Genomic DNA, 16,820 nt, shown 5'->3' on the forward strand with positions numbered 1-16,820 from the left:
GGGCTATTTTCCAATGCAAAAACGGCTAAAGATTTGTTCTAGCACAGACTCAGTCACCTCTTCCCCAGTTAGGGTACCAAGGGCACGAGCGGCAGCATGCAGGTCAATCGTCCAAAAATCAAGGGGCAGTTGGGCATCAATGGCCACAAGCACATGATTCAGGGATTGATGGACTTGCTCAAGCAGGGCAGCTTGGCGTTGGTTGAGGGCGAAATCCAAATTGGCTGCTGTCACTCCTTGACCTTGTACCAGATCGAGAATGGCCTGCTCAAGCTGCTCAATTCCCCGCTGACTCAGGGCAGAGAGGAGCACTGTGGGAATGGGGGCAATGGGCAGGGGAATATCAGTCACGTCCACTGTTTCGCTGAGCAGATCGGCTTTATTCAGGACAACCAGCACTGACTGAGGAGAGTGTTGCCGCCGCTGGTGTAGGTTGAGTTGGTCGTAGATTTCCTGATCAGCGGCTGTCCACCCTTGGCTAGCATCAATGACAAAAAGGATGAGATCGGCAGTGGCGGCGGCTTGGCGCGCTCGCTCGACGCCAATTTGTTCGACAAGGTTATCGGTCTCGCGAATACCTGCGGTATCGAGCACTTGGATTGGAATGCCACCTACGACCAATTGCGACTCAACAATATCACGGGTGGTGCCGGGTAAATCCGTAACAATGGCGCGATCGCTACGACTCCAAGCATTGAGCAGACTTGACTTACCGACATTCGGGCGACCCACAATGGCCACTTTTAGCCCAGTGCGGATCAGTGCTCCCCGTTCTGCCGTGGCCAAAAACGCCTCTACTTGGTGTTGCAACTGACGAATTTCCTCAGCAATAGCTGCGGGGTCAAGGGGGGGGAGCTCGTCGGTAAAATCGAGTCGCGCCTCAATTTCCACCAAGAGGGATAAACAAGTTTGGCGAATCTGCTTGAGGGGGCGAGCCAATTTGCCCGTGAGACCCGCTAGTGCTATTTGTGCTGCTGTTGTCGATTGGGCAGCCACCAGTTCAGCCACACTCTCGGCTTGGGTGAGATCAAGGCGACCGTTGAGAAAGGCACGCAGGGTAAATTCCCCTGGCTCTGCGAGGCGTGCCCCGGCGGCCACACAGAGTTGCAGCACGCGCTGGACAGGGATGAGACCACCATGACAGTGAAATTCCACCACATCTTCGCGGGTGTAGGAGCGGGGAGCCAGCATTAAGAGGAGGAGGGCTTCATCCACCCGTTCCCCAGTTTGCGGGTCGCGGACATAGCCATAGAGGATGCGATGGGATTGCCAGTGTTGCTTGCCGGGAGCTTCAAATAAAGACTGGGCGATCGCGACTGCTTTGGCGCCTGAGAGACGGACAATGCCGATACTCCCTTGCTGGGGCACAATGGCCGTGGCGATCGCCACAATCGTGTCATGGAGGTGTCGCACTAGCGTTGGCGATATGACTCCCTAGAAGCTCATCTCCGCTGCTTGGACTTTCTCGACCTGTTTCTTCTTCAGCACAAGCAGAATCTGCGAAAGGGTAATGGCGGCAAAGAACACCAACAGCCACTTAATGCGGTTGGGATCCTGAAGGACAATTTCCGTATCCTTTTGACCAAAACCACCCACATTGGGATTGTTGGTGAGGGCTTCGCCCGCAGTCACCGTTTGGCCTTCACTGACAATGAGGTCAGGGCCAGCAGGAATGGTTTCTGTCACTGCTTCGCCGCTCTCGGGGGTAATCACCACCGCAGTACTGCCATCGGGGTTAGCGGTAATACTGGTAATCGTGCCCGCGATCGATGCAGTAAAGACGTTATTGTTGCTCTTTTCACCATTGGGATAGACTTGGCCGCGACCCCGGTTGCCCCCGGCATGAACGGAATATTTACCGAAGTGGATCGATTTATCCGTGGCAGGGTTGGGGGCGAGGACGGGGAAAACAATTTCCTGATACTGCTCACCTGGTAGAGGCCCCACGAGAATAATGTTTTGCTTATCCTCACTGTAGGGCTGGTAGTAAATGCCGCTGGTTTTGGCTTGCAACTCCTCGGGAATGCGATCGGGAGGAGCAATTTTGAAGCCCTCGGGCAACATCAGCACTGCCCCGACATTCAGACCGCCCTTAGATCCATCCCCCAGCACCTGTTGCACACTGGTGTCGTAGGGAATTTTCACCACAGCTTCAAAGACAGAATCGGGGGTAACGGCTTGGGGCACTTCCACTTGCGTGGGTTTGGCGGCGAGGTGACAGTTGGCGCACACAATTCGCCCGGTCGCTTCACGGGGACTGTCATAGCCCTGCTGGGCATAGAAAGGATAGGCCTGTGCTTGCGGTGACCAAAGAAGCACACTGGCGGCAAGGGCGATCGCCAGTGTCAAAGATTTGAAAAAGCGTTTCATACCACTCCCTAAATTTCTTTTTATGTCCACCAAGGTTCTTTACCCGTGCGGAAATCGGTTTCCGTCCAAGGGGTAAACACCAGTTTGTCATCTTCTGTCACCGTGGCATTCACCAGTGCCAAGGAGAGGGGAGCAGGGCCACGCACCACTTTACCCGTGCTGTCGTATTGAGAGCCGTGGCAGGGGCAAATGAACTTGTTTTCGCTGACATTCCAAGGCACCACGCAGCCAAGGTGAGTGCAGACGGCATTCAAGCCATAATTGGCAATTTGGTGATCCTCAGTAACGATCACGTAGGTGGGATCCCCTTTAATCCCTTGGGCAAGGGAGCGATCGCCCGGCAGGTGCTTCGTCAGGTAGTCGGAAACCTTAATATCGTTGCCCAATGCATCCTTGGCAACCACACCACCCCCCGTGCCGCCACTAGAGGGGGGAATGAAATACTTGACGACAGGGTACAAAGCGCCCAACGCTGTACCGGTGATGGTACCAAACGTCAGCAGGTTCATAAACTGTCGCCGCCCCATATCGGGCACATCAGACATTCCAGAAACTTGAGCCATGGTTTACGCTTATTTACTAAGGAATCGAAACGGACAGTCGTAAAATAATTACGTTTGTTAACTATTATCACACTGTCCGAGCCGTCCCAACCGCAAGGGCTGAAATTCTTGCCAATGCCGACGCCCCTCACTGGTGATGAACTCCATGCCTTACTCCTGCGCAAATGGGGGCGTTCCTTTGATCTTCAGTTTCGCCGCGTCGGCGATCGCATCTTTTTGCAGGTGATGTGGCGCTACCTCGAGCAGGCCTCCTATCCCGATACGCCTGAAGACTACGCCGCCCACCTCGGGGCGATCGCCCAGCACCTCAATGACTGGGGCTGTGCCGAACAGGTTTGCACCTTCATTGAGACCACTCGTGAAAAGCCACGCCTTGGCAAAGCTGTGAATATTCCCCTGAACCTCGGTACTCGTATTATCGAATGGCTAGAGTAGTCGCCCCTAGCAGATTTTTGAAAAAATGTTAAGAATGTTAAAAAGGATTGCGATGATGTGGGAGATGTCCCCCCTATGCCTGAGAATGTTTGCGGAAGGTTACGTCAGCCCGTCGGGTCAATCGCCGTACCTATCTCTCCTGCAGGAGTTCGGTGAGTCGTAACATTCCAATGGCAGATGCCACATTATCAAGACCCTTGTTTTACAATTCCAACTTTGGAGGAACTCAATGAGCGTCGTCACGAAATCGATCGTGAATGCAGATGCCGAGGCCCGTTACCTCAGCCCCGGTGAACTGGATCGCATTAAAAGCTTTGTCAGCACCGGCGAGCGCCGTCTGCGCATTGCCCAAACCCTGACCGAAAACCGCGAGCGGATTGTCAAGCAAGCGGGCGATCAACTCTTCCAAAAACGGCCTGATGTGGTCTCCCCCGGTGGCAATGCCTACGGTGAAGAAATGACCGCCACCTGCCTGCGTGACCTCGACTACTACCTGCGGCTTGTGACCTACGGTATTGTTGCGGGCGATGTCACCCCCATCGAAGAAATTGGTTTGGTGGGTGTGCGTGAAATGTACAACTCCCTCGGCACCCCCATTCCTGCTGTGGCCGAAGGGATCCGCGCCATGAAGAACGTTGCGTCCTCGCTGCTGTCTGCAGAAGATGCCGCTGAAGCCGGTTCTTACTTTGACTTCGTGATTGGCGCCATGCAGTAGGTCGCCTCAGCATCCTTCATTGATCCATCATCCAAATCAGTTTTTGAGGAAAAAGAACTATGCAAGACGCGATTACCGCTGTCATTAATGCCTCTGACGTGCAAGGCAAATACCTCGACACCGCCGCCATGGAGAAGCTGAAAGCTTACTTCGCAACTGGCGAACTGCGGGTGCGTGCTGCGACCGTGATCAGCGCTAATGCCGCCAATATTGTCAAAGAAGCAGTGGCCAAATCTCTGCTCTACTCTGACATCACCCGTCCTGGTGGCAACATGTACACTACCCGTCGCTATGCGGCCTGTATCCGCGACCTCGACTACTACCTGCGCTATGCCACCTATGCCATGCTGGCTGGGGATCCTTCCATCCTCGATGAGCGAGTGCTCAATGGGTTGAAAGAAACCTACAACTCCTTGGGTGTGCCCATTGCTGCCACTGTGCAAGCCATCCAAGCCATGAAAGAAGTCACCGCCAGCTTGGTGGGTGCCGATGCCGGCAAAGAAATGGGCATCTACTTTGACTACATCTGCTCTGGCTTAAGCTAAGTACAGCTCTCCAGTCGCACATCTGTCTGGGAGTTAGGGGTTAGAGTGTCAGCCTGTCATGGCAATTGTGCTTAAACAGTCTGAGTCTGGCCTTTAGCTCCCAGACGTGTAATCACCCCACACAGATTTGGAGTCCCATCCCATGCGCATGTTCAAAATTACCGCCTGTGTGCCGAGCCAAACCCGTATTCGCACCCAGCGCGAACTGCAAAACACCTATTTCACAAAACTGGTGCCCTACGAAAACTGGTTCCGCGAGCAACAACGCATCCAAAAAATGGGTGGCAAAATTGTGAAAGTGGAACTGTTTACGGGTAAGCCAGGCGTCAACACCGGTCTAGCCTAGGTACCCCTCTAAAACTGTTTCCTAGCGATTTTGAGGCTCCACTGTTGAGATAGTTGATTGGGTGGGTTGCTCCCTTCTGAGACAATTATCTGAAGGGTGGAGCTTTGCTCATTAGAGAAGCTTTAGAGAACTTTTTCCAAGGCTACTAAACGAGAAAACGCTCCCAACCCTCGCCATATTGGAACCGCATTTTGGGGAAAACAGCCTCTAAATTCTCGTGGGGACGCGGGATCACCGTTGACGACAGATAGAGCGTTTTTTCCTTGGGACTTTGAGCTGGAATTTTCTTGGCGGCCTCGACACCGGCTGCAACCGCAATTTGCACTTCAGAAACGTCGCCGCGCACAATAATTGTCAGGCGAGCACCACTGACTACTTCATAGCCCACAAGGGTAACACGCGCCGCTTTCACCATGACATCGGCAACGGCTAAGGCAGGGGGATGACCCAGTACTTCTACCATCCCAAGGGCAATGGGCATGAAGACCGCTCCTAAACACAAAAATTTGTTAAGGTAATGCCATTCTTGCGATCGCGAAGGGATGCACTGATTTGGCAACATCAGCATATCATCTCTATTGATAGCCTTGATAAGTTCGAGGGACGATCGCGATAATTCATTTTTATCGCCAAAATCATCTTTTCTGATTGAGTCTTTTTTGAGGCTATTGTAAGTTTAAGCCTCCGAACGCCCCACCCCCATCAGCTTGGCTAAGCCAATCCCCGTAAAGTAGAGGGTAAGGAGGGCACCCGCCAACAGTCCTTGGGTAATCGGATCAATGGAGGGGGTCAAGACCGCTGCCACGGCCACCGCAATCATCACGACGTAGCGCCATTGGCTCAGCATTTGCGGGATCGAGACAATCCCTAGGGCAATGAGCACTAACTGGAGAATGGGGACTTGAAAGGCGAGGCCAGTGGCAAGGAGCAATAGCAAAATAAAGTCCACGTAGCGATCGATCGACCACAATTGCTCAACCACATCCGCCCCATAGTTAATGAAAAAGCCGAGGGCTGCGGGTGCCAAGAGGGTATAGGCAAAGGCCAAACCGGCAATAAAGAGAATAGATGAGCCAAAAAACACCGGTGCCAGCAAGCGTTGCTCACGCCGTGTCAATCCCGGCAGGATAAAACGAATGGCTTGGTAGAGGATCATGGGGGTGGCTAAGAGAATACCACTGTAGGCCGCCGCTTTACAGGAGACAAAAAAGTATTCCCCTGGACTGAGTTGCAGGAACTTAGCACCATGGGCTGGTTTTTCAAGGAACTGAATGATCCGGCGGACTTGGGTAAAGCAGAGAACAATCGTGACAGCAACAGTGCCGAGGACAACAAAGAGCCGCTGTCGCAACTCCTCAAGGTGATCCCAGAGGGACATTTCCACTTCATTGGGCAGTTCATCCTCAGGGTCAATGGGGTCGCTCGCCTCAAGGGCGCTGTCAACAATCGCTGAGGATTCTGGAGCGGGACTATCGATATTGGGCGATCGCGTCATCAAAGACCTCCGAGAAACCCTGCACTTTAAGGCAGGGAGGAATAGGAGCGGCGGCACCGCCGCCAATATGAAGTCTTCCCTGTTCCCTATAATAATCGGGTTGGGGAGAGCGCAAAATGTATGTCACTCAGAAGAACCAAATACGGGGTTTGAGTCGGCAGGAATTTGCTGCCTGACGCGCCCTGTACAGACTGACCAAAAATCTTTACAACGTAGGGCTTTATTCGGTCAGGCAGTTTTTCTTTGAGACACATCAGCACCTCCGTTATAGAGTTTTCTGAATCCTTGTCCTGCTTTTTACAATGATAAGAGAGCGTAAGGATTATAATGCGTTAGCACTGCCCCAAGGGGTGGCGACTCAATTCTTAAGTCTTGATCACCTGCACCGACGCTAGTCTATGTCCTTAATGGCAATTCCCCGCAGTTGGGGTAAGCTGCCGCTGACGGCTGAACTACTCAGCAAATTACAACACCAACGGGAAATTGTCCTCACCGGGATGCCCCGACTAGTGAAGGGCTTGGTGGCCACCACATTGGCGCAGCAGAGTCAGCAATCGCTGTGTGTGATTACTTCAACCCTAGAGGAGGGGGGACGCTGGGCAGCCCAATTGGAACTCATGGGTTGGGATGCGGTTCTTTTTTACCCCACATCAGAGGCATCCCCTTACGACCCCTTTGACTTGGAAGCGGAGATGGTCTGGGGGCAACTGCAAGTTTTAGTTGAGAGCGATCGCCCCAACATGGCAATTGTCACCACGGAACGGGCACTGCAACCCCATTTACCGCCACCAGAGCAGTTTCGTGCCGCCTGTCTAACCTTACAGGTGGGTCAAGAGCACTCCCTAGGGGAGGTGGCCACTGCCCTAGCAGCCCTTGGTTATGAGCGGGTTTCTCTAGTAGAAACGGAAGGCCAGTGGAGTCGGCGCGGCGACATTGTGGATATTTTCCCCGTTTCGGCGGAGCTACCCGTTCGCTTGCAGTGGTTTGGTGATGAGATTGAGTCGATTCGCGAGTTTGATCCGGCCAGCCAACGCTCCCTACACACCGAGGGCGATCGCCTTGATGCCCTTGAGCAGGTAACCCTGACGCCCATTAGTTTTACCCCCCTGATTGCCCAAGCCCTGCGGGCAGCGGATCACGCCCATCTCATTCCAGAGGATCAGGAGGGACTGCGGCGCTATCTGGGGGTGGCTTTTCCGCAGCCGGCTTCGCTCTTGGATTATTTGCCTGCCCAAACCCTCATTGCCGTGGATGAGCCGCCTCTTTGTGCTGCCCATGGCGATCGCTGGTATGAGCACAGTCAAGCCTACTGGCAAAGTCTGGAAACGCCGCCTCCCCCCATTCATCGTCCGTGGTCGGCCACTACCCAAGCCCTCGAGCGGTTTCAACGGGTGCACCTCTATGAACTGGCCAGTGAGGGACTCGGTCTCAATTTGTCAGCACGGGCGGTTCCAGCGATTCCCCACCAATTTGGTCGCTTAGCAGCAACCCTACGGGAGGAACGGGACAAGGGTTACACCGTGTGGTTAGTGTCTGCCCAGCCCAGTCGCTCCGTGGCACTGTTGCAGGAGCATGATTGCCCTGCCCAGTTTGTGCCCAATCCTAAAGACTTTGCCGCTATTGATAAGCTGCAACAGCAGCGGCTTCCCATTGCTCTCAAGGTCAGTGGCCTAGCGGAAATCAGTGGCTTTATTTTGCCCACCTTCCGCACGGTGCTGGTGAGCGATCGCGAGTTCTTTGGCCAGCACAACTTGGTCAACCTTGGCTATGTGCGCAAACGCCGCCGCGCTGCCGCCAAACAGGTGGATCTCAACAAGCTCCAGCCGGGGGACTACGTCGTCCATCGCCAACACGGTATTGGCCAGTTCCTGCGCCTTGAAACGCTGACGATTAACAATGAAACCCGCGAGTACCTCGCCCTTCAATATGCTGATGGCATTCTCCGCGTTGCTGCGGATCAACTAAATAGTCTCTCCCGCTACCGTAAGCAAAGCGATGGCGTCCCTCAACTCAATAAGTTAACGGGCAACACTTGGGAGCGTACCAAAGCACGGGTGCGCAAAGCCATTAAGAAAGTGGCAGTGGATCTGTTGCAGCTCTACGCTCAACGCGCCCAACAACGGGGATTTGCCTTCCCGCCGGATACACCGTGGCAGCAGGAGATGGAGGACTCGTTTCCCTACCAGCCCACCCCAGATCAGCTCAAGGCCATCCAAGAGGTCAAGGCCGATATGGAGAGCGATCGCCCCATGGATCGGCTTGTGTGTGGGGATGTCGGCTTTGGCAAAACCGAAGTGGCGATTCGCGCCATCTTTAAGGCCCTCATGGCAGGCAAACAGGTGGCCGTTCTAGCACCAACCACGATCCTGACGCAGCAGCATTACCACACCCTCAAGGAACGCTTTGCCCCCTATCCCATTCAAGTGGGGTTGCTCAACCGTTTCCGCAGTGAGAGTGAACGGCAAGACATCCTGCAAAAACTCAAAACCGGCGAAATTGATGTTGTCGTGGGCACCCATCAACTCCTGAGCAAGACTGTCAAATTTCGGGATCTAGGGCTGCTGGTGGTGGATGAGGAGCAACGCTTTGGCGTCAATCAAAAGGAGAAAATCAAAGCCCTGAAAACCCAAGTGGATGTCCTCACCCTGAGTGCGACACCAATTCCCCGCACCCTCTATATGGCCCTGTCGGGGGTTCGGGAAATGAGCCTGATCACGACACCACCCCCCTCCCGCCGCCCGATTCAAACCCACCTTGCTCCCTATGACCCAGAAACGGTGCGCAGTGCGATTCGCCAAGAATTGGATCGGGGGGGGCAAGTCTTCTATGTAGTTCCCCGTGTGGAAGGAATTGAGGAAGTAGCGGCCAAACTCCAAGGGATGGTGCCCAGTGCCCGCATTCTTATTGCCCATGGCCAGATGCCTGAAGGGGAACTGGAATCGACGATGTTGGGGTTTAGCAATGGCGAAGCCGATATTCTCGTGTGTACGACGATCATTGAGTCCGGCTTGGATATTCCCCGCGTCAATACAATTTTGGTGGAGGATGCGCAGCGGTTTGGTCTAGCCCAACTCTATCAACTGCGGGGACGGGTGGGGCGAGCAGGGATTCAGGCGCATGCGTGGTTGTTTTACCCGCGTCAAGAGGTACTCACCGATGCGGCACGCCAACGGCTGCGGGCGATTCAGGAGTTTACCCAACTGGGATCGGGCTACCAACTGGCGATGCGGGATATGGAAATCCGCGGTGTTGGGAATCTATTGGGGGTGGAGCAACACGGTCAACTCGACAGTGTCGGCTTTGATCTGTATGTGGAACTGCTAGAGGAGGCGATCGCCGAAATTCGTGGTCAGGAGATTCCCACCGTTGACGATACCCAAGTGGATCTCAATGTCACTGCCTTTATTCCCGCCGACTATATGCCTGATCTAGAGCAAAAGATGGCCGCCTACCGCGCGGTGTCCGCAGCAACCACCAAGGAGGAGTTAACGCAATTGGCAGCGGAATGGAGCGATCGCTATGGGGCATTGCCTAAATCGGTTCAGCAACTGCTGCGGGTTGTCGAACTCAAACAACTGGCACGCCAGTGTGGCATTAGTCGCATTCGTCCCGAAGGCAAGCAGCATGTGATCCTTGAAACGCCCATGGCCGAACCGGCTTGGAAACTGCTCCTTGAGCAACTGCCCAGTCATCTTCAGAGTCGGTTTGTCTATCAGCAAGGCAAAATCACTGTCCGCGGTCTGGGGGTACAACCGGTGGAAAAACAACTGGAGCAACTTATTGACTGGTTCAGCCAAATGAAAACAACCGTTGCGACAGCTCCCTAAAGAACGGATTGGGGATCTAGTTGGTCTAAAAGGGGTTCAAGGACGGCTTCCCAAGGGGGTAGAGGAGTCCCCAAAATCGCCTCTAACTTCTCGCAGTTCAGGGTGGAAAAGGCGGGTCGCTTGGCCGGGGTGGGGTACTCACTACTGGGAATCGCTTCTAGGGTAGCAACCTGACAGCCCTTTGCACGCAGCTGATCAAAAATTTTTGCCGCAAAGCCATACCAACTGGTGCTGCCGCGGGGGGTGAGGTGATAGAGGCCGCTCAGGGAGGGATCCGCCTGCCAGCGTTGAAGCAGTTGATAGGTGACTTGGGCAATGAAGGGGGCAGCCGTGGGCGTACCGATTTGATCGGCAACCACCCGCACGAGAGGACGAGTTTGGGCAAGGCGAGCCATTGTGCGCAAAAAGTTCTTGCCCCGCAGATCATAGACCCAACTGGTGCGCAAGATCAGGTGGGCAGGGTGATGGGTAGCGATCGCCTGCTCTCCCAGCCACTTACTGTAGCCATAGGCATTGAGGGGGGCAGTGGCATCGGTTTCCCGATAGGGCAGCGATTGAGTACCAGCAAACACATAGTCGGTGGAGTAGTGAATCAACAGCCCTCCCAACGTAGCCATTGTTTTTGCCAAGAGACCGACAGCGGTGCCATTAATCCGCTGCGCCCGTTCCGCTTCCTGTTCGGCTTGATCCACGGCAGTGTAGGCCGCCGCATTGATCACCACATCGGGGCGAAGGGTTTTCAGTAAGCGGGGAATGGCCTCTAACTCTTCCAAGTCTAGGGTTACGGCAGTGCCTTGGCGAGCAATGGGAATGACTTCAACGCCGGGGGGTGCCTGCTGCACCAATTGCCAGCCCACCTGCCCCGTTGCCCCCAAAATGACTAGCCGCATTTTCCGCACTCCTTGATGATGATGAACTGATTGTTAAAATACTTTAAGAGTTTGCGCCACTGCCCATGAACACGGCACTTGTCCCCAGCGATTCGCCGCCCCAAGAGATTGCGATCGCGGCTGAAACCCTTCCCAATGATCCGGAGACCTTTCAACCCTACGATCCATACGATCCAGTGGCCATTGATGCTTATTATCGGCAGCGGCCTTTACTGGTCTTGAGTCGCTGGTTGCGGATTCTCTGGCCAGTCTTTTGGTTGTTCTTTCATCGCTGGTGGGACAAAGTTACAGGCCAAAGCAAACAAAATCAGCGACAGCGGGCGATCGCCCTGCGCGAAACCTTAACCCGCCTTGGGCCTGCCTATATCAAAGTGGGACAAGCCCTCTCCACCCGTCCTGATCTCCTGCCAGCCGTCTATCTGGAGGAATTGACCAAGCTTCAGGATCAGTTGCCGCCTTTTCCCAATGAAGTGGCCTTTCAGTTTATTGAGGAGGAACTGGGAGCGCCCCCCAGCGAACTCTTTGCAGAAATTAGTGACCGGCCGATTGCTGCTGCTTCCCTTGGACAGGTGTATCGGGGGAAACTCCATAGTGGGGAAGAGGTTGCCATCAAAGTGCAGCGCCCCGGCTTGGCAGAAAGTATTACATTGGACATTTATATTCTGCGCGGCGTGGCCTATTGGGCAAAACGCTTGATCAAAGAGATTCGCAGCGATTTAGTCGCCATTCTCGATGAATTTGCCGGTCGCCTCTTTGAGGAAATGGACTATACCCAAGAGGGACGGAATGCCGAACGCTTTGCCCGTCTCTATGGCCACTTGACCGATGTCTATATTCCCAAAATCTACTGGAAGTACACGCGGCGGCGAGTGCTCACGATGGAGTGGGTGACGGGGGTCAAGCTCAACCAACCGCAGCAAATTCAGGCCTTGGGAATTGATCCGCGCTACATGGTGTATGTGGGGGTGCAGTGCTCCCTACGGCAGTTGCTTGAACATGGTTTTTTCCATGCGGATCCGCATCCGGGAAATCTCTTGGCCATGCCCAGTGGCAAATTGGCCTATCTCGACTTTGGCATGATGAGTGAGATTGCGCCGGAACAGCGCTACGGGCTACTAAATGCGATTGTGCATATTGTCAACCGCGAGTATGAAAGCCTGGCCTACGACTACGTAAAATTGGGTTTTCTCTCGCCAGACACAAATCTTGAACCGATTATTCCTGCTTTGGCCTTGGTGTTTGAGGATGCGTTGGGAGCCAGCGTCTCGGAACTGAATATCCAGCGCATTTTTGATCGCCTATCAGAGGTGATGTACGAATATCCCTTTCAGGTGCCTGCTTACTACGCTCTGATCGTGCGATCGCTCCTGACCATGGAAGGGATTGCCATGGGCGTTGACCCCAACTTTAAGGTTCTCAGTGCCGCCTATCCCTATATCGCCAAGCGCCTGTTGACGGATCCGGCACCGGAGCTGCGCACAAGCTTAGCCAATCTTCTCCTCAAGGATGGCCAATTTCGCTGGACACGTCTAGAAAATTTGCTGCGCAATGCCCGCGAGAGCCGTGACTATGACTTTAATGTGGTGCTGGAGCAAGCCTTGGATTTTCTCTTTTCCGAGCGGGGGGCGGATTATCGCGATCGCCTAGCGGATGAAATTGTGAAAAGCCTTGATACTTGGGCGCGCACAACCATGGGGCAATTGAACTTGGTGCAACTGTTACCTTTAGTCACTCGTCCTGTGCCAGCCACCTCAACGCCAAGTATTATCAATGAACCCAATGCCCTAGAGCATTTGCGCCGTATTTTCACTATCTTGCAGGATACCCCCGGCTTTGACTGGGGCAAAGTCATCCCTGCGATTCTGCGGATTATTGTGCGGCCAGAGGTACAGCAAATGGGTCAGCGTATTGTCAATGGCCTCCTCCAACGGGCGATCGCCCGCTTTATTCGGGAGATGTTGCTGGCGGACTCGCAGCCGGCGCTTCAGACGACGAATTTGTCTCGCTAGGTTCGGGGGATACGGGTGCTGGCGCAGCCTCAGTGGGGGTCGGTGCTGGTGAGGCTTCACTCGTAGGTGATGGTCTAGCCTCTGGTTGGGGTGTTGGCGGTGGCGTTGCCGGTGCGGGTGTGGTAGGTTGTGGTCTTGGGGTGGGAGTAGGTTGCTGACCGCGGCAGACCTCCGGACGGTACTGAAAAGCAAAGGTGAGCGCTAAGGCTTGATATTGTCCTGTCGCCTCAAAGGATTGCTGACGTACCCGTTCTAGAGCCGCTTGATCCAAGAGCGCGGAGCCACTGCTGCGAATAATTTGGGGATTGCGGGTGAGTAAGCCGGTTTCTGGGGCGGCGTTAGCGGGGAGCAATTGACCTTGGGGAGTGACGACAACAGCAACCGTAGTTTCCCCTTGCAGGCGATCGCCACAGGCCTCTTGGGGATAAAAGTCCGTGATCCGCTGGGCTAAATTCACTTTCAAATTCGCCGTGTTGAGCGTTAACCGCGTTTGATTCAACCAACGGGACAGCGCTGCCGCTGCTTCACCTTCTCTCGTGGCCACTGGCTCTTCAGGGGTAGCTTCAGGGGTCGGCGTGGGTGAAACCAATTCTGGCGCAACCGCAACATCTTCATTCGGGGTTGTCGGGATAACGGGCAAGGGGCGGCTGGCCGGGGGCAATTGCCACAGGGGCGGCAAGGGCTGAATCGGGGTGGGATTGGGCAGGGGCGGGAGTTCCGTCAGCGGCGGCAAAGGCGGCAGGGGCGCCAAGGGGGCAAAGGAGAGAGGGGGTGGCTCAATGCCTGTAAACGGCAGAGGGGGTGGAGTGGTCGTGGCTAGGGGCGGCAGTTCTGTGGGCAAGAGCGGTTCAATCGAGGGTAAGTCCGCTTCGAGTTCCGGAGCAAGGCTGACCAAAGGCACCAGTTGATCGCTGGCCAACTCTGGAGGTGTGGGTTCTGGCACCCGCACGAAGGAAAGAATCACAGCGTGCAGCAGGATGGAGCTGGCGATCGCCACTCGTGTTGGCTCCCACACTGGCCATTGAGAAACCCGTTGCCAAATTGGTTGAATTGGTAGCCGCAGCACCCTAGATCCTCCACACCGTATGAACATTCACGACGATTGTATCTCGGCTGATGATTTCTAACTCCTAGCCATACTTGCTACGATAAACGGATAATCCTGTCCTAATATAGCTGGCTCTCAATACATTCTCCATAAAATTATGTCCAACCAATTCCAAGAAGTTGAAGTGATACTCAACCGTTTTTTTGTAAAAACTCTGAGTCAACCAGATCTCACATTTCATGAATACCAATGCCAATTTAATCAAGTGCCAGAACAAGGTAGTGAGCAAAAAGCTATTTCTAGTATTTGCTACAAACTAGGAGTGCCTGCTGTTCGCCTAGGGAGTCACATTATTACAAGGGAGCCTATTGACCCTAGGAGAATGCAAACTCAGGATTGGCAGTTACAGCAAATCGGATGTAGAGAACTTAGCTGTCAAAATGATCATGAAAGACAGGCACTAGAATCCTTTGAACGAAAAATCCTAGAAATCAAATTAAAGGAAAAATTTAAGAAAACCACGATTGAAAAAGACTATGAATCAGGACTAATTTGGTGGATTCCGGAAAGGGAAGGTATAGAGAAATTTGATGATGAGTCGGAGATGTGTGGTAATGGATGGGAGATCCATCGAGGCAGAGCAATAGACATTACAATAGATACAGATGGGCAATTATATTTAGAGATTGATCTTCATCATCGGTTTTATACTCCATTCACCCTTGAATGGTGGCTTAGAAAATATCCTAGTATTCAGATTAAGTATGTGAGGAATACCTACAAAGATAGGAAGGTATGGATTCTTGAAGACTTTTCGGATAAAAAACCAGATGAAATAGAAATAGAAGGGTTAGGAATAAGTTTAGCAGAATACCACCGTCAACAGGGAGCACCTGAACAAGACATAAAAGATTCTCGCGTGGTAGTTGTTAGGAAAATTAATGACTATAAAGCTAAGCCACTCTATCATTTGTCCCAAAGGCTATCACCAAGTCTAACAATGGAAATGTTGGCGCAAGTCGCTGAACAAGGAGCAGAAAAAAGTAAAATTCAAGACGTATTTGGCTATACAAAGAAAAATCTCAACCTGCGTTTACAAGAATCGCAAGAGACAGCCGAAATTATTTTCAAAAAAATTTATAATCTTAGCGATAAACCAGCACCAGTTAAAGTTAATGGCTTTGTTATGCCTCGTGCAACACTATTAGCTCGCAATAATAGAGAAGTTAACAAAACAGCTAAAGTTAGCTCCTTTGGCTGCGCCAAGATCGGTGAAACACAATTTGGTTGTCTTAATCTTTTTAATAATAAACGTCAATACCCAGAACAAGTACGTAAATGTTTGCTACAAATAGCAAAAAACAGTGACACGCAAATACAAATAGAATCTTATTTTATAAGAAGTGACTATCCGAAAGATGATCTGGCTCAACAAAGGTTCTGGCAGCAGTGGGCTGCTCAAGGAATTAAAACGGTTTTAGTCGTGATGCCTTGGTCGCCCCATGAGGACAAAACCAAACTACGGATTCAGGCATTAAAGGCGGGGATCGCAACTCAGTTCATGGTGCCAATCCCCAAGGCTGATGCCTACAAAGCTCTCAACGTTTCCTTGGGACTGTTGTGTAAAGCCAAGTGGCAGCCGGTCTATCTAAAGCCATTGGATAATTCTGAAGCTGCTGACTTAATTATCGGTTTTGACACAGGCACAAATCGAAAACTGTACTACGGCACCTCTGCTTTTGCAGTCCTAGCGAATGGCCAAAGTTTGGGTTGGCAGTTACCAGATGTACAACCGGGAGAAACTTTCTCTGGCCGATCAATTTGGCAGGTCGTGTCCAAATTAGTTCTTAAATTCCAAGACAACTGTAATTCCTACCCTAAAAAGATCCTCCTGATGCGCGACGGGCTTGTTCAAGAAGGGGAGTTTGAACACACAATCAAAGAGCTGACGAATCAAGGTATCGCTGTAGATATTCTGAGTGTGCGTAAAAGCGGCTCAGGCAGAATGGGACGTGAGATTCATTCAACTCATAGCGGAGTAACCTATCAGGACGCCGAAGTCGGTACGGTTATCTTTATCCCTGAAAGGAACGCATTTATTTTACAGACCAGCGAGGGAATCAAGACAAGCCATGGAACGATTGGCAGTGCTAGACCGCTGCACGTTGTGCGTCATTATGGCAACACTCCCCTAGAGCTACTGGCCTTGCAGACCTATCATTTGACTCAGTTGCATCCTGCCAGTGGGTTTCGCTCTTGCCGACTACCTTGGGTGCTGCACTTAGCCGATAGAAGTAGCAAAGAGTTTCAGCGGATAGGTCAGATTAGCGTTTTAGAAAAGATCGACCGCGAAAAGTTAATTGCTGTTTGATGTAATAATAGACTCTAGCCTAGTAAAACTTGGAGCAACATTGAAATACTCTATGTAGGCTGCTCAATTAAAAGCGGAACTGGCTTACTTGGGTGGCTAGTCTATGAAAAGCAAATACTTTTAGATAAAAGTCTATAGATTCATCATCCTGACCCCTGATCAAAGGGAATGCTAGGGGGTAAAATTAGGTTTAATAATATGAGAAA

At 52.5% G+C, this 16,820-nt stretch carries 14 protein-coding genes and 1 pseudogene; 8 read left to right on the top strand and 7 right to left on the bottom strand.

What is annotated here, in order from left to right; genetic code table 11:
• Window positions 1-3: 3 nt before the first annotated feature.
• Genes mnmE through petC form a run of 3 tightly spaced genes read right to left on the bottom strand, consistent with a single transcriptional unit; the run spans window position 4 to window position 2,933 of the window.
• Window positions 4-1,413, bottom strand: coding sequence for a tRNA uridine-5-carboxymethylaminomethyl(34) synthesis GTPase MnmE (gene mnmE, locus NBE99_RS08910; protein ID WP_250681742.1), 1,410 nt, complete (start codon window positions 1,411-1,413; stop codon window positions 4-6).
• Between the two features lie 21 nt (window positions 1,414-1,434).
• Window positions 1,435-2,370: a cytochrome f gene (petA, locus tag NBE99_RS08915; protein WP_250681743.1), complete on the bottom strand. Its 936-nt coding sequence runs from the start codon at window positions 2,368-2,370 to the stop codon at window positions 1,435-1,437.
• 20 nt (window positions 2,371-2,390) lie between these two features.
• Window positions 2,391-2,933: a cytochrome b6-f complex iron-sulfur subunit gene (gene petC, locus NBE99_RS08920; protein WP_149817478.1), complete on the bottom strand. Its 543-nt coding sequence runs from the start codon at window positions 2,931-2,933 to the stop codon at window positions 2,391-2,393.
• A 114-nt stretch (window positions 2,934-3,047) separates the two neighbouring features.
• Between petC and NBE99_RS08925 the strand changes: the two genes are divergently transcribed.
• The 4 genes from NBE99_RS08925 to NBE99_RS08940 all read left to right on the top strand — a co-directional run bounded on the left by NBE99_RS08925 (window position 3,048) and on the right by NBE99_RS08940 (window position 4,974).
• Entirely contained in the window at window positions 3,048-3,368 is a 321-nt protein-coding gene (locus tag NBE99_RS08925) for a DUF3067 family protein (RefSeq protein WP_250681744.1), read from the top strand.
• 229 nt (window positions 3,369-3,597) lie between these two features.
• Window positions 3,598-4,083 carry an allophycocyanin subunit alpha gene (gene apcA / locus NBE99_RS08930; protein ID WP_149817474.1) on the top strand — a complete coding sequence of 162 codons (486 nt, stop codon included), beginning with the start codon at window positions 3,598-3,600 and terminating at the stop codon, window positions 4,081-4,083.
• A gap of 59 nt (window positions 4,084-4,142) precedes the next feature.
• Window positions 4,143-4,628 carry an allophycocyanin subunit beta gene (gene apcB, locus NBE99_RS08935; RefSeq protein WP_149817471.1) on the top strand — a complete coding sequence of 162 codons (486 nt, stop codon included), beginning with the start codon at window positions 4,143-4,145 and terminating at the stop codon, window positions 4,626-4,628.
• 142 nt (window positions 4,629-4,770) lie between these two features.
• On the top strand, window positions 4,771-4,974 hold the full coding sequence (locus tag NBE99_RS08940; RefSeq protein WP_011056799.1) for a phycobilisome linker polypeptide: 204 nt from the start codon (window positions 4,771-4,773) through the stop codon (window positions 4,972-4,974).
• A 145-nt stretch (window positions 4,975-5,119) separates the two neighbouring features.
• On the opposite strand, the gene NBE99_RS08945 is transcribed toward NBE99_RS08940, so the two are convergent.
• Both NBE99_RS08945 and tatC read right to left on the bottom strand, forming a co-directional pair.
• Window positions 5,120-5,455, bottom strand: coding sequence for a carbon dioxide-concentrating mechanism protein CcmK (locus NBE99_RS08945; protein WP_250681745.1), 336 nt, complete (start codon window positions 5,453-5,455; stop codon window positions 5,120-5,122).
• Window positions 5,456-5,650: 195 nt separating this feature from the next.
• The gene (gene tatC / locus NBE99_RS08950; RefSeq protein ID WP_250681746.1) at window positions 5,651-6,469 is read right to left on the bottom strand and encodes a twin-arginine translocase subunit TatC; all 819 of its coding nucleotides are present in this window, start codon (window positions 6,467-6,469) and stop codon (window positions 5,651-5,653) included.
• A 116-nt stretch (window positions 6,470-6,585) separates the two neighbouring features.
• Between tatC and NBE99_RS13460 the strand changes: the two are divergent.
• Together NBE99_RS13460 and mfd are read left to right on the top strand one after the other, a co-directional pair.
• Window positions 6,586-6,738, top strand: a pseudogene (locus NBE99_RS13460) (RNA-guided endonuclease TnpB family protein); the annotation flags it as partial.
• A 129-nt stretch (window positions 6,739-6,867) separates the two neighbouring features.
• Window positions 6,868-10,296: a transcription-repair coupling factor gene (gene mfd, locus NBE99_RS08955; protein WP_250681747.1), complete on the top strand. Its 3,429-nt coding sequence runs from the start codon at window positions 6,868-6,870 to the stop codon at window positions 10,294-10,296.
• Here the strand turns inward: mfd and rfbD are convergent.
• Window positions 10,293-11,186, bottom strand: coding sequence for a dTDP-4-dehydrorhamnose reductase (rfbD, locus tag NBE99_RS08960; RefSeq protein ID WP_250681748.1), 894 nt, complete (start codon window positions 11,184-11,186; stop codon window positions 10,293-10,295). The two genes, mfd and rfbD, sit on opposite strands and share 4 nt — an antisense overlap.
• A 65-nt stretch (window positions 11,187-11,251) precedes the next feature.
• On the opposite strand from rfbD, the gene NBE99_RS08965 reads away from it, so the two are divergent.
• Window positions 11,252-13,195, top strand: coding sequence for an AarF/ABC1/UbiB kinase family protein (locus tag NBE99_RS08965; protein ID WP_250681749.1), 1,944 nt, complete (start codon window positions 11,252-11,254; stop codon window positions 13,193-13,195).
• Here NBE99_RS08965 and NBE99_RS08970 read toward each other — a convergent pair.
• On the bottom strand, window positions 13,131-14,261 hold the full coding sequence (locus tag NBE99_RS08970) for a hypothetical protein (protein ID WP_250681750.1): 1,131 nt from the start codon (window positions 14,259-14,261) through the stop codon (window positions 13,131-13,133). The two genes, NBE99_RS08965 and NBE99_RS08970, sit on opposite strands and share 65 nt — an antisense overlap.
• 139 nt (window positions 14,262-14,400) lie before the next feature.
• On the opposite strand from NBE99_RS08970, the gene NBE99_RS08975 reads away from it, so the two are divergent.
• On the top strand, window positions 14,401-16,614 hold the full coding sequence (locus NBE99_RS08975; protein WP_250681751.1) for an argonaute PAZ domain-containing protein: 2,214 nt from the start codon (window positions 14,401-14,403) through the stop codon (window positions 16,612-16,614).
• Window positions 16,615-16,820: the final 206 nt, after the last annotated feature.

The sequence above is a fragment of the Thermosynechococcus sp. HN-54 genome (assembly GCF_023650955.1).
Taxonomy (GTDB): Bacteria; Cyanobacteriota; Cyanobacteriia; order Thermosynechococcales; family Thermosynechococcaceae; genus Thermosynechococcus.